This is a genomic window from Streptomyces sp. NPDC059853 (assembly GCF_042731495.1).
Classification (GTDB): Bacteria; Actinomycetota; Actinomycetes; order Streptomycetales; family Streptomycetaceae; genus Streptomyces.
The window spans coordinates 1-12,687 of record NZ_JBHWJL010000137.1 but is presented as its reverse complement, the minus strand read 5'-3'; the positions used below and the strand labels follow the sequence as shown (position 1 = coordinate 12,687).

Genomic DNA, 12,687 nt, shown 5'->3' with positions numbered 1-12,687 from the left:
CGGCGGCGTACCGTTCCCGCCCCCGGCCCCGGCGGGCCCCGGGCCCGGCACCCCGCCGCCCCCGCCGCCCGGCCCGGCCATCCAGGCCCCCGGCGGCCCGGGCACCCCGCCGCCGCCCGCGCAGCACGCCCCGCCGCCCCAGGGGTACGGCTATCCGCCGCCCGGTGTGCCGACCGTCGGCTCCGGCTACATGGCGGTGCTGCGCTACCGCGCGCCCGAGGGCTCTGAGCAGCAGCTGATCCGCCGCTCGGCGCCCGGCATGCCGCACCCGGAGTGGCAGCTGCTGCACGAGCTGCACGCCATGAACGTGCCGCCGCAGCAGGTCCTCGAACTGCACACCGAACTCCAGTCCTGCGAGCTGCCCGGCGGCTACTGCGCCCGCATGATCCGCGACAACTGGCCGCAGGTGCGCATCACGCACACCGCCGCGTACGGCCACGACCACGCCTCCCGGCAGGCCGGGGTGCGGCATCTGGTGGAGCACCAGGACGAGCTCCAGCAGTTCGCGGACGGCCCGCCGCGCTCCGCGCCGGTGCGGGCGCCGCTGCCGCAGCAGCAGCCGGCCCCGGCGGTCGGCCTGGACGTGATCGGCCAGGAGCTGGTCGAGGCGTACGGGCCGCAGGCCGTCTTCCGCTACGACCAGCAGTCGGTGTCCCGGCAGGGCGTGCCGGAGATCGTGGCGCACACCCTGCTGTGGGCGGGGCTGCCGCTGGAGATCGCGCCGCTGTTCTGGGCGTACGCGCAGCCGGGCCGGCTGGTGCCGACGCTGGCCGAGGTGGCGGTGGAGCGCGGGGTGCAGCCGGCGCCGGACGCCGGCTCGTACCTGGTGATGGGCACCGACTTCGGCAAGCAGCTGTGTGTGCAGTACGGCACGGCGCACATCGTGGCGGTCCCGCTGGAGGCCGGTCCGGGCGGGGTGCCGGTGGCGCCGCAGTTCGTGAACGCCTCGCTGCCGCAGTTCGTGCGCTGCCTGGCGCTGCTGGGGCGGATGTGGCGGCTGCGGTACGGGCTCAACCCGGAGCAGGCCGGACGCTGGACGACGGACTTCCAGGCGCAGCTGGCCTCGCTCGACCCGCAGGCGGTCGCCGACCCGGAGAACTGGTGGTCGGTGCTGCTGGAGCAGATGTGGGACGGGCTGCTGTGAGGGAGGGCGCCGGCCGGGTGCTCTGACGGGCGGTACGCCGCGGGACCCCCGGCCGGGGGTCCTGCGGTTATCCTGCGGGAACCGGCCATCTCCTTCGAAGGGCACAGTCACGTGAGTTCCGTTCGCCCGGCAGCCGTCATCGTTCTCGCAGCGGGTGAGGGGACCCGCATGAAATCCGCGACCCCCAAGGTGCTGCACGAGATCTGCGGCCGGTCGCTGGTGGGCCACGTGGTGGCCGCCGCCGCCGAGCTGGACCCGGAGCGGCTGGTCGTGGTGGTGGGCCACGCCCGCCAGCGGGTGGCGGCGCACCTGGCGGAGATCGCCCCGGCGGCGCTGACGGCGGTGCAGGAGGAGCAGAACGGCACCGGGCACGCGGTGCGGGTGGCGCTGGCCGAGCTGGGCGGGGCCGGTGAGCTGTCCGGCACGGTGCTGGTGACCTGCGGGGACACCCCGCTGCTGACGGCCGCCACGCTGGCGGAGCTGACCCGGGTGCACACGGCGGAGGGCAACGCGGTCACGGTGCTGACCGCCGAGGTGCCCGACCCCACCGGCTACGGCCGGATCGTGCGGGAGGACGGCGCGGCCGGCGGCGCGGTGACCGCGATCGTGGAGCAGCGGGACGCGACCGAGGAGCAGCGGGCGATCCGGGAGATCAACTCGGGGGTGTTCGCGTTCGACGCGCGGCTGCTGGCCGAGGCGCTGGGGCAGCTGTCCACGGACAACAGCCAGGGCGAGGAGTACCTGACCGACGTGCTGGGCATCCTGCGCGCGGCCGGGCACCGGGCGGGCGCGGCGCGGGCGGCCGATCACGCGGAGATCGCCGGGATCAACAACCGGGTGCAGCTGGCGGCGGCCCGGCGGCTGCTGAACGACCGGCTGCTGGAGCGGGCGATGCTCGCCGGGGTGACGGTGGTGGACCCGGCCACGACGTTCATCGACGCGACGGTCACCTTCGAGCCGGACGCGGTGATCCACCCGGGCACGCAGCTGCTGGGCACCACCCACATCGGGGGCGGTGCGGAGATCGGCCCGAACGCGCGGCTGGCGCACACCTCGGTGGGCGAGGGCGCCACCGTCAGCAACACGGTGGCGGACAGCGCGCGGATCGGCGACGGCGCGAGCGTGGGCCCGTACGCCTATCTGCGCCCGGGTACGGTGCTGGGCCGCTCGGCGAAGGCCGGCACGTTCGTGGAGATGAAGAACTCCACGGTGGGCGAGGGCACGAAGGTGCCGCACCTGTCCTATGTGGGGGACGCCACGATCGGTGACTTCACGAACATCGGTGCCGCGAGCGTGTTCGTGAACTACGACGGGGAGTCGAAGCATCACACCACGATCGGTTCTCACTGCAAGACCGGCTCGGACAATATGTTTGTGGCGCCTGTCACGGTCGGGGACGGTGCTTATACGGCGGCGGGTTCGGTCATCACCAAGGACGTACCGCCGGGTTCGCTGGCGGTGGCGCGCGGCCAGCAGCGGAATGTGGAGGGCTGGGTGGCCCGCAGGCGGCCCGATTCGCCGGCCGCGCGGGCGGCCGAGGCGGCGCTGCTGGCGGACGCGGACAAGCCGGCGGAGATCTGATCCGCAGGTCGGGTACGGGACCGGCCGCCGTCCGCAGGGCGAACCGCGCCAAGCGGCGCGAGGTGCGGGAAGTACCGTAGAGGTGCCCCGAACGGGCCGATACGCGCAGAAGCGGACTCCAAGGAGACACACTGTGACCGGGATCAAGACGACCGGCGAGAAGAAGATGATGCTCTTCTCCGGGCGCGCCCACCCCGAGTTGGCGAAGGAGGTCGCCGCCGAATTGGGCGTGGCGCTGGTCCCGACCACGGCTCGGGAATTCGCGAACGGCGAGATCTATGTACGTTTTCAGGAGTCGGTGCGCGGCGCCGACTGTTTTCTGATCCAGAGCCACACCGCGCCGATCAATACCTGGATCATGGAACAGCTGATCATGATCGACGCTCTCAAACGGGCTTCCGCGCGCAGTATCTCCGTGATCATTCCGTTCTACGGGTATGCCCGGCAGGACAAGAAGCACCGGGGCCGCGAGCCCATCTCGGCCCGGCTGATGGCGGATCTGCTGAAGACGGCGGGCGCGCACCGGATCATCACCATGGATCTGCACGCCGACCAGGTCCAGGGCTATTTCGACGGCCCGGTCGACCACCTCTTCGCGCTGCCGGTCCTCACCGACTACATCGCGGGCCGGGTGGACCACGCCAAGCTGACGGTGGTCTCCCCGGACGCCGGGCGGGTGCGGGTCGCGGACCGGTGGGCGGACAAGCTGGGCGCCCCGCTGGCGATCGTCCACAAGCGGCGTGACCCGGACGTGGCGAACCAGGTGACCGTGCACGAAGTCGTCGGTGACGTGAACGGCCGGGTGTGCGTGCTGGTCGACGACATGATCGACACCGGCGGCACCATCTGCGCGGCGGCGGACGCGCTGTTCGCCAACGGCGCGGAGGACGTGATCGTGGCGGCCACCCACGGGGTGCTGTCCGGTCCGGCGGCGGACCGGCTGAAGAACTCCAAGGTCTCGGAGTTCATCTTCACCAACTCGCTGCCCACCCCGAGCGAGGTGGACCTGGACAAGATCACCGTGCTGTCGATGGCGCCAACCATCGCCCGCGCGGTGCGCGAGGTCTTCGAGGACGGCTCGGTGACCAGCCTGTTCGAGGGCAACGCGTAACACGATTCCCGCGGCGCCTCCCCCGCCGGGTACACTGCCCGGGTTGCTCGGCGAGGGAGGCCCCCCGGGGTCGTCCGTAATCGACGCGCTCGTGTTCCACGCGGCAGGTCCCATCACGGGCCGGGTGACAGTTGTGTGTCCACCACCCGAGCCAGAGGGAGAACCACCATGGCCGATGTGAAGATCGAAGCCGAGGTCCGCGAGGAGTTCGGCAAGGGCGCCTCGCGCCGTATCCGCAGCGCCGACAAGGTCCCGGCCGTCATCTACGGCCACGGCGGCGACCCGGTCCACGTGACCCTGCCGGGCCACGCCACCATGCTGGCGCTGAAGAACTCCAACGTGCTGATCACGCTGGACATCGCGGGCCGCCAGGAGCTGGTGATCCCGAAGGCCGTCCAGCGCGACCCGCTGAAGGGCTTCCTCGTCCACCTCGACCTGCTGGTCGTCAAGCGCGGCGAGCAGGTCTCCGTCGAGGTTCCGCTGAACGTCGAGGGCAACCTGGCGCCGGGCGGCGGCCTGCTGGAGCACGTGCTGTCCGCGCTGCCGGTCGAGGCCGAGGCCACCGACATCCCCGAGTCCCTGACCGTCTCCGTGCAGGGTCTGACCATCGGCGACTCGGTGCTGGCCAAGGACGTGCCGCTGCCCAAGGGCACCTCGCTGGCCATCGACGGCGACGACATCGTCGTGCAGGTCGTGCAGCCGCAGGCCGAGGAGCCGGCCGCCGGTGGCGCGGGCGAGGGCGAAGAGGCGTCCGCCTGACGCACGGGCTGAACCCGGGCCGGTGACGGCGGGGATGGAAGGATGCAGGCATGACGGAAAGCACCTCCCCCTGGCTGATCGCCGGCCTGGGCAACCCCGGGCCGAGTTACGCGGGCAACCGCCACAACGTGGGCTTCATGGTGGCCGATCTGCTGGCCGACCGGATCGGCGCGCGCTTCAAGGCGCACAAGTCCCGCGCGATGGTGGCGGAGGGCCGGCTGGCCGGGCACCGGGTGGTGCTGGCCAAGCCGATGACGTACATGAACCTGTCCGGCGGCCCGACCGGCGCGCTCAGCGCCTTCTACAAGATCCCGGCCGAGCAGGTCGTCGCCATCCACGACGAACTCGACATCGGCTACGGCGTGCTGCGCCTCAAGCGCGGCGGCGGGGACAACGGCCACAACGGGCTGAAGTCGCTCACCGCGACGCTGGGCCGGGACTACTACCGGGTGCGGTTCGGGGTGGGCCGGCCGCCGGGGCGGATGGACGTGGCGGCGTTCGTGCTCAAGGACTTCTCGTCCGCCGAACGCAAGGAACTGGACTACTTCGTGGACCGCGCGGCGGATGCCGTGGAGGCCCTGATCACCGAGGGCCTGGAACGGGCGCAGGGCACGTACAACGGCTGAGGCCGCGCGTTCAGCGGACCGGTTCGGCGTCCCCCGCCGCCGGGGCGGCATCGGCCGGCGCGGGGGCCGGCTCGGCCCGGGGGCGGTACCGGGAGACGGCGACGCCGGCGAGGCACAGGGCGCCGCCCAGCAGGCCGAAGAGGCCGGGGACTTCGCCGAGCAGCACCCAGGACATCAGCACCACCAGGGCGGGCACCACATAGGTGGTGGCGCTCATCCGCCCGGCAGTGGTGCGGGCCAGCGCGTACGCCCAGGTGGTGAAGGCCAGGGCGGTGGGGAACAGCCCCAGGTAGATCATGTTGAGCGTCGCGGACGCGGGCGCGTCGGCGATCTCGGCAACCAGCGCGCCGCTGAAAGGCAGGGCGGCCACGAGGCCCACCAGCGCGCTGAAGGTGACCACCTGGAGCGGCCCGGCGTGCCCGAGCGCGGGCTTCTGGAGCACCACCCCGGCCGCGTACGTCACGGCGGCCACCAGGCACAGCAGCACCCCGAGGGCCGAGGCGTCGCCGTCACCGGACATGGACACCCCGACGACCACGGCGCCCAGGAACGACAGCCCCATCCCGGCCACCAGCGTGCGCGGCAGGCCCTCGCCGAGCATCCGGCCGCCGATCAGCGCGACCAGCAGCGGGGCGATGTTCACCAGCATGGCGGCGGTCCCGGCATCGACCTGCTGCTCGCCCCAGTTGAGGGCGACGTTGTAGACGCCGAACCACAGGAAGCCGGAGGCCGCGATCCACGGCCAGGCCGCCCGGGACGGCCACCCCACCCGCCGCACCAGACACACGGCCCCCAGCGCGAGCACGGCGGCCAGCAGCCGCCCGAGCGTGAGCGCCCCGGGCGAGTACGCCTCACCGGCGCTGCGGATGGAGACGAAAGCCGAGGCCCACAACACCACGGTCACCCCGGCGGCGCCCAGCGCCAGCCACTTCTGACGCCCACTGTCAGGCACATCAGCACTCATGGTGCTGACAGTAGCCGGTGCGGGGCCCGTTCTCCATGCTGTTTCGGCCACCGATATGCCAGCGGCACGAACCCTCTGACCGCAGCGGACTTCGCACCCTCCGGCGCTCGGTAGGGTGCGGAAGCGTGGTGATCGATGACAACCGGCTGGCCGCCCTGCACAACGAGGCCGTGACCGGGAACCCGCGGGCCGCGCGGGAGTTGGGGCGGCTGCTGTGTCTCCTGCCGGACGGGCCCGACGGAGAGGCCTGGCCATTACGCCACTGGCCCGGCGAACCCTGGCTGCGGGCGGCCCTCACCGCCCGGCCCGACGACGCGCTGGCCGCCGTCCTGCTGGCCGGGGTACTGGCCCAGCAGATCGAGTGGTCCTACCTCCTCGGGGACCCCGGCTCCGCCCTCGCCCGGCGCCAGGGCGAGGCCCTGCACCTGTACCGCGGCGTGCTGCGCACCGACCCGGAGCATCCGGCCGCGCGCGCCGGACTGGACGCGCTGCGCCGCCCGGGCACCGCGCTCAGCGGGGAGAGCGGCTACAGCTACTACCGGCTGGAAGCCACCCTCCCCGACGGCACCACCGTCCGGCTGATCAGCGCCGACCCGGACGAACTCCACTGGGCCGCCCAGTCGCTGCCCCCGGGCGCCGAACTGGCCCTCACCGTCCACACCCCCACCGGCAAGCCGCACACCACCGTGTTCCCGCACGGCCGGCTCCCCCACCCCCCGCCGCCGCTCCCCGGCCCCGCCCTGCCGCCCGGTCACCCGGTGCGGCTGAACCTGGACAGGGCCGAGGTCATCGCCTACTACGGCTACGCGGCCGAGCCGAGGTCCCAGCGCAGATTGCCGTCGTCCGCCCGGTAGATGTTGCCGACACCCAGGTAGATCTCGACCTCCGCCGGGTCGCTGTCCTCCGGCACGAGGACCGTCTTGCACTTCTCGACGACGGCCCCGGCGGGCAGTTCCTCCATGGCGTCACCCGTGTCGTCGGGGCACCGGCCCTCGAACGCCAGCGGGTACACGCTCAGGACGTTGGTCGAGGACTCGCCGTCGGCCGTCCGCACCAGCAGATTGGCACCCGCGTAGTTGTAGGGCAGGTCCTCACCGGACACATGGGCCACCGACACATGGACGGCGGCCGGCCGCAGCCCCACCACGTCCTCGGGGTCGAAGTAGCCCTCCAGGGCGGAGTGTTCTCCCAGTTCCACCCGGTCCACCGTGATCTCCACCTCGGCTTCCCAGCGTTCGCCGTCGCTGTGCTCGACGACGAACGGCACCGGGCCGGAGGACTCCCCGAGAGCCAGCACGGACGGCTGCTCCGGCGCGCTCTCCTCCTCGGTCCCGCTCTCCCCGGCCGGCTCCTGGTCCGCCTCGGCGGCCGTCTCCTGCCCCGGCGTCGCGGAGGCGGCGTCGGTGCCGGAGTCCGACCCGCCGTCCGCTCCGCACGCGGTCGTCAGAGCCAGCAGAAAGGCTGCCGCCGTCACCGGCAGCACCGTGGTCCCACGCATGGGCAACTCCCCGTTCCCCCTCGAATGCATGACTCAAACACCCTATCCAGCGGTGCCGTCGGCCCGTACCGCAGCACGGCCCCGCCCGGCGCGGAGCACGCCGGGAGGGGCCGTGGGGAGGGGGCGGGACCTCAGCCGGTGTTGCGCAGTCCGGCCGCCACGCCGTTGACCGTCAGCAGCAGCGCCCGGGTCAGCAGCGGGTCGGGGGCCTCGCCCCGCTCGGCCGCCTCCCGCTGCCGGTGCAGCAGCGAGACCTGGAGGTAGGAGATCGGGTCCAGGTAGGCGTCCCGGATGCGCAGGGTGCGCTGGAGCGCCGGGTTGGCGTCCAGCAGCTCCGACTCACCGGTGATGCGCAGCACCTCGGAGACGGTGAGCGCGTGCTCCGCCTCGATCACGTCGAAGATGTGCTGCAGTTCGCGCGGCACGAGGGTGTCCACGTAGTGCCGGGCGATCCGCAGATCCGTCTTGGCCAGCGTCATCTCGACGTTGGACAGGAAGTTGCGGAAGAAGTGCCAGCGGTTGAACGCCTCGGCGAGCGTGTCCTCCAGGCCCGCCTCGCGGGCCGCCTTCAGCCCGGAGCCCGCGCCGAACCAGCCCGGCACGATCTGCCGGGACTGCGTCCAGCCGAACACCCACGGGATCGCCCGCAGCCCGTCCAGGCCCGCGCCCGAGTCCGGGCGGCGCGAGGGGCGCGAGCCCAGGTGCAGCTCCGCCAGCTGGTCCACCGGGGTCGCCGCGAAGAAGTACGCGGGCAGGTCCGGGTCGTCGACCAGCTTCCGGTAGGCGGCGTGCGCCGCCTCCGAGACGGTGTCCATGGCGGCGTCCCAGCGCGCCAGGTCCTCGTCCGACTGGCGGGGCGCGGTGTGCAGCGCGGAAGCCTGGAGGGTGGCCGCGACGGTCAGTTCCAGGTTCTCCCGGGCGAGCGAGGGCACCAGGTACTTGTCGGAGATGACCTCGCCCTGCTCGGTCACCTTGATCTCGCCCTCCAGCGTGCCCCACGGCTGCGCCAGGATCGCGTCCTGGGTCGGACCGCCGCCGCGGCCCACGGTGCCGCCGCGGCCGTGGAAGAGCCGCAGCCGGACGCCGTGCCGGTGCGCGACGTCGCGCAGCCGGCGCTGGGCGCGGTGGATCTCCCACTGGGAGGTGGTGATCCCGCCGAACTTGGAGGAGTCGCTGTAGCCGAGCATGACCTCCTGCACGTCGTCGCGCAGCGCCACCAGCCGGCGGTAGGAGGGGTCGGAGAGCATGGCGTCCAGCAGCTCGTCCGCGATCCGCAGCTCGTCCGTGGTCTCCAGCAGCGGCACGATGCCGATCTTCGCCCAGCCCGCGTGCAGGTCCAGCAGCCCGGCCTCGCGGGCCAGGATCGCCGCCGCGAACACGTCGTCGGCGCCCTGGCACATGGAGATGATGTAGGACTCGATGATCTCCGGGCCGAAGGCGTCCAGCGCCTTGCCGATGGTGCCGAAGACGCCGAGCGTCCTGGCGCCCGCCGCGTCCAGCGGGGCCGGGGAGGGGGCCAGCGGGCGGCGCGAGCGCAGTTCCTTGGCGAGCAGCTTGGTGCGGTACTCGCGCGGCATGTCGGCGTACCGCCACGACTCCTCGCCGAGCCGGTCGAAGAGCTGGCCGAGCGCGTGGTGGTGGGCGTCGGCGTGCTCGCGCACGTCCATGGTGGCCAGCTGGAGCCCGAACGCGGCCACGGTGCGGATCAGCCGCTCCAGGCGGCCGTCGGCGATGAGCCCGCCGCGGTGCTCACGCAGCGAGCGCTGGACGAGGGAGAGGTCGGCCAGCAGCTCCCCGGTGCCCAGGTAGTCGTGCCCGGGGACGTGGGCGGCGCCCGCCGCCAGCCGGGCGCGGGTGTTGAGCAGCTTCTGCCGTACGCAGGTGACCTTGAGCCGGTAGGGCTCCTCGGCGTTGAGCCGCTTGTAGCGCGGGGTGATCTCCGGCAGCGCCTCCAGGTCGGCTGCGAGGGAGGCCAGCAGTTCCTCGGTGGCGCCGCTGTTGCGGATGGAGTTGGACAGGGCGCTGCGCAGCTCGTCGATGTGCTGCAGCGCCATGGAGATGCCGTGCTCGTGCTGGAGCAGCAGCACGTCCCAGGTGACGGACGGGGTGACGTTGGGGTTGCCGTCGCGGTCGCCGCCGATCCAGGTGCCGAACGTCAGCGGGCGGGAGCCGGCCGGGAGGGGGGCGCCGGCCCGTTCCAGCTCGTCCGCCAGGTCCTCCAGGAGGTCGCCGACCGCGCCGTGGTGCAGCTCGTCCAGGTAGTAGACGGCGTTGCGCGCCTCGTCGGTGGGCTCGGGGCGGGTGACGCGCAGTTCGTCGGTCTGCCAGATGAGGTCGATGTTCTCGGCGAGCCGCAGTTCGGTGCGGCGGCGGTCGGCGCCCAGCTCGCTCTCCGGGCGCCCCAGCAGTTCGGCGATCTTGCGCAGCTTGGTGAGCACCGAGCGGCGGGCGGCCTCGGTGGGGTGGGCGGTGAAGACCGGGCGGACACCGAGGTGGGCCACGGTCTGCCGCAGATGCGCGGGGTCGGCGTCCTTGAGCATGTCGGCGGTGCGCGTCAGCGGTCCGCCCTCGGCGGCGCGCCGGGCCGCGAGTTCGCGTCCGCGGTGCACCTGCTCGGTCACATTCGCCAGATGGAAGTACGTGGAGAACGCCCGCACGAGCTTGGCCGCCGTCTGGAGGTCGGTGTCCCCCAGCAGGGCGGCGGCGGCCTCGCCGTCGGTACGGGTCAGGGACCGGACCCGCTCGACGAGATCGAGCAGTTCGGGGCCGTCCTGCCGGACCAGCGTCTCCCCCAGGAGATCCCCCAGACGGCGGATGTCCGCGCGCAGCGCGCTACCACTTTCGGGGCTTTCCGTTCTCTCCGGCTTGCTGTCGGCACTGCTCACAGTTGCGGCTCCTCGCAGCTGAATGAACCTGAATGGACGAGAATCTGGCAGGTCACGGACCGCGCTGTCCGACGGACCCCCATGGTAATGAGGCCGCCCCCGGCGGGCCGGGGGGCTTCAGGGCGTGAGATGACCTCACGGATTGCGATACTTACGTTGCCGTAGGTTACGGTCCCGTAGGTAGGCCGTAACGGGCGACATCAGCCTCTACGTACCCCCTTCCCCCCTCTCCCTCCCCCGAGGAACGCTGCCTCATGACGACCTCTCCCGACCTCGTACCCTCCAAGGCGGCGTCCCCGGACCCCGCGACACCCGCCGACCCCCCGCCCCCGTCCGGCACCCTGGGCGGTGAGCGGCGCGGCTCGGCGGAGCAGGTGGCCCTCACCGTCTTCATCGTCCTGCCCTTCCTCGCCCTGCTCGCCGCCGTCCCGCTCGCCTGGGGCTGGGGCGTGAGCTGGCTCGACCTGGGGCTGCTGGCCGCCTTCTACTTCATCGGCTGCCACGGCATCACCATCGGCTTCCACCGCCACTTCACCCACAGCGCGTTCAAGGCCAAGCGCCCGCTGCGCATCGCCCTGGCCATCGCCGGCTCGCTGGCGCTGGAGGGCCCGGTGGTGCGCTGGGTCGCCGACCACCGCAAGCACCACCAGCACTCGGACGCCGAGGGCGACCCGCACTCCCCCTGGCGGTACGGGGAGACCGTCCCGGCGCTGCTGAAGGGCCTGTGGTGGGCGCACACCGGGTGGCTGTTCAACGTGGAGCAGACCCCGCAGCACAAGTACGCGCCCGACCTGATCAAGGACCCGGACGTCCGCCGCGTCTCGCGCCAGTTCGTGCTGTGGACGTCCGTGTCGCTGCTGCTGCCGCCGCTGATCGGAGGACTGGCCACCTGGTCCTGGCAGGGCGCGCTCACCGCGTTCTTCTGGGGCTCCCTGGTGCGGGTGGCGCTGCTGCACCACGTCACCTGGTCGATCAACTCGATCTGCCACGCCACCGGCAAGCAGCCGTTCCGCTCCCGGGACCGCTCCGGCAACGTGTGGTGGCTGGCCGTGCTCTCCTGCGGCGAGTCCTGGCACAACCTGCACCACGCCGACCCGACCTGTGCCCGGCACGGCGTCGACCGGGGCCAGCTGGACTCCAGCGCCCGGCTGATCCGCTGGTTCGAGAAGGCCGGCTGGGCGTACGACGTGCGCTGGCCGAAGCCGGAACGGCTCGCCGCGCGACGTGCTCCGGGGGCCCCGGGGACAAACCCCGGGGAAGCGGAGCCCGCCAAGACGGCATGATGGTGGGGTGGCGACCGACGAGAGCAGCAGCAACGGCAAGGAGCGAGCGGTCCGGGGCAAGGAGCGTCCGCCCCGGCGCACGCGTCGGCGGATGACCGGCACCGAGCGCCGTGAGCAGTTGCTCGACATCGGTCGCACCCTGTTCGCGGAGCGCGGCTTCGAGGGCACCTCGGTGGAGGAGATCGCGGCGAAGGCCGGTGTCTCCAAGCCGGTGGTGTACGAGCACTTCGGCGGCAAGGAAGGGCTGTACGCGGTGGTCGTGGACCGCGAGATGACCCGGCTGCTGGACATGGTGCAGAGCGCGCTGACCGCCGGGCACCCGCGTGAACTGTGCGAGCAGGCGGCGTTCGCCCTGCTGGACTACATCGAGAAGTACACCGACGGCTTCCACATCCTGGTGCGCGACTCCCCGGTGGCCCAGTCCACCGGGACCTTCGCCTCCCTCATCGGGGACATCGCCACCCAGGTCGAGGACATCCTGGGCCTGGAGTTCAAGGCGCGCGGCTTCGACGCGAAGCTCGCCCCGATGTACGCGCAGGCGCTGGTGGGGATGGTGGCGCTGACCGGGCAGTGGTGGCTGAACGTGCGGCGGCCGAGGAAATCGGAGGTCGCGGCGCATCTGGTGAATCTCGCCTGGAACGGTCTCCAGGGACTGGAGCACCATCCGCGTCTGGTGGGCCACCGCCGGGTGTGAGGGCCCGCGCCGCCCGCACCCGCCGGCGTACCTGGGAAAGAGAACCGCCCCCCCGCCCCGGGCCCCGGCCGGGGGGGGGGGGGGTGGGGGGGCGGGGCGCCCCGGGGGGGGCCCGGCCGCGCCCGGCGGGGACAGGCCCCCC

At 72.6% G+C, this 12,687-nt stretch carries 11 protein-coding genes; 8 read left to right on the top strand and 3 right to left on the bottom strand.

The genetic code is table 11. The annotated features are described in order from the left end of the window. The 5 genes from ACFV5N_RS16155 to pth all read left to right on the top strand — a co-directional run. Positions 1-1,144 (top strand): SUKH-4 family immunity protein (locus tag ACFV5N_RS16155; RefSeq protein ID WP_385599587.1); only part of this gene is annotated, 1,144 nt, incomplete at its 5' end. A 111-nt stretch (positions 1,145-1,255) separates the two neighbouring features. Next, the gene (gene glmU / locus ACFV5N_RS16150) at positions 1,256-2,725 is read left to right on the top strand and encodes a bifunctional UDP-N-acetylglucosamine diphosphorylase/glucosamine-1-phosphate N-acetyltransferase GlmU (RefSeq protein WP_385599584.1); all 1,470 of its coding nucleotides are present in this window, start codon (positions 1,256-1,258) and stop codon (positions 2,723-2,725) included. A 133-nt stretch (positions 2,726-2,858) separates the two neighbouring features. Next, positions 2,859-3,836 carry a ribose-phosphate diphosphokinase gene (locus ACFV5N_RS16145; protein ID WP_385599582.1) on the top strand — a complete coding sequence of 326 codons (978 nt, stop codon included), beginning with the start codon at positions 2,859-2,861 and terminating at the stop codon, positions 3,834-3,836. A gap of 168 nt (positions 3,837-4,004) precedes the next feature. Next, positions 4,005-4,595, top strand: a complete 591-nt coding sequence (locus ACFV5N_RS16140) for a 50S ribosomal protein L25/general stress protein Ctc (RefSeq protein ID WP_385599579.1) — start codon at positions 4,005-4,007, stop codon at positions 4,593-4,595. Between the two features lie 50 nt (positions 4,596-4,645). Then, the gene (pth, locus tag ACFV5N_RS16135) at positions 4,646-5,221 is read left to right on the top strand and encodes an aminoacyl-tRNA hydrolase (protein ID WP_385599576.1); all 576 of its coding nucleotides are present in this window, start codon (positions 4,646-4,648) and stop codon (positions 5,219-5,221) included. Positions 5,222-5,231: 10 nt separating this feature from the next. Here the strand turns inward: pth and ACFV5N_RS16130 are convergent, their stop codons facing one another. After that, complete coding sequence (locus tag ACFV5N_RS16130) at positions 5,232-6,185, bottom strand: DMT family transporter (RefSeq protein WP_385599573.1); 954 nt, start codon at positions 6,183-6,185, stop codon at positions 5,232-5,234. Positions 6,186-6,310: 125 nt separating this feature from the next. Here ACFV5N_RS16130 and ACFV5N_RS16125 point away from each other — a divergent pair, with 125 nt between their 5' ends. Next, complete coding sequence (locus tag ACFV5N_RS16125; protein WP_385599570.1) at positions 6,311-7,039, top strand: hypothetical protein; 729 nt, start codon at positions 6,311-6,313, stop codon at positions 7,037-7,039. Here ACFV5N_RS16125 and ACFV5N_RS16120 read toward each other — a convergent pair. Both ACFV5N_RS16120 and ppc read right to left on the bottom strand, forming a co-directional pair. Next, positions 6,988-7,683, bottom strand: a complete 696-nt coding sequence (locus tag ACFV5N_RS16120; RefSeq protein ID WP_385599567.1) for a hypothetical protein — start codon at positions 7,681-7,683, stop codon at positions 6,988-6,990. The two genes, ACFV5N_RS16125 and ACFV5N_RS16120, sit on opposite strands and share 52 nt — an antisense overlap. Positions 7,684-7,814: 131 nt before the next feature. Then, complete coding sequence (ppc, locus tag ACFV5N_RS16115) at positions 7,815-10,568, bottom strand: phosphoenolpyruvate carboxylase (RefSeq protein ID WP_385599564.1); 2,754 nt, start codon at positions 10,566-10,568, stop codon at positions 7,815-7,817. 254 nt (positions 10,569-10,822) lie between these two features. Here ppc and ACFV5N_RS16110 point away from each other — a divergent pair, with 254 nt between their 5' ends. Continuing rightward, the gene (locus ACFV5N_RS16110) at positions 10,823-11,851 is read left to right on the top strand and encodes an acyl-CoA desaturase (protein ID WP_385599562.1); all 1,029 of its coding nucleotides are present in this window, start codon (positions 10,823-10,825) and stop codon (positions 11,849-11,851) included. Positions 11,852-11,858: 7 nt separating this feature from the next. Beyond that, entirely contained in the window at positions 11,859-12,545 is a 687-nt protein-coding gene (locus ACFV5N_RS16105; protein WP_385599560.1) for a TetR family transcriptional regulator, read from the top strand. The last annotated feature ends 142 nt before the right edge of the window (positions 12,546-12,687 follow it).

What these genes read in the sequence shown, in the direction of transcription:
- ACFV5N_RS16110 (WP_385599562.1), top strand. Translation starts at nt 10,823, where the DNA reads ATGACGACCTCTCCCGACCTCGTACCCTCCAAGGCGGCGTCCCCGGAC.
- pth (WP_385599576.1), top strand. Translation starts at nt 4,646, where the DNA reads ATGACGGAAAGCACCTCCCCCTGGCTGATCGCCGGCCTGGGCAACCCC.
- ACFV5N_RS16140 (WP_385599579.1), top strand. Translation starts at nt 4,005, where the DNA reads ATGGCCGATGTGAAGATCGAAGCCGAGGTCCGCGAGGAGTTCGGCAAG.
- ACFV5N_RS16130 (WP_385599573.1), bottom strand. Translation starts at nt 6,185, where the DNA reads ATGAGTGCTGATGTGCCTGACAGTGGGCGTCAGAAGTGGCTGGCGCTG.
- ACFV5N_RS16120 (WP_385599567.1), bottom strand. Translation starts at nt 7,683, where the DNA reads ATGCGTGGGACCACGGTGCTGCCGGTGACGGCGGCAGCCTTTCTGCTG.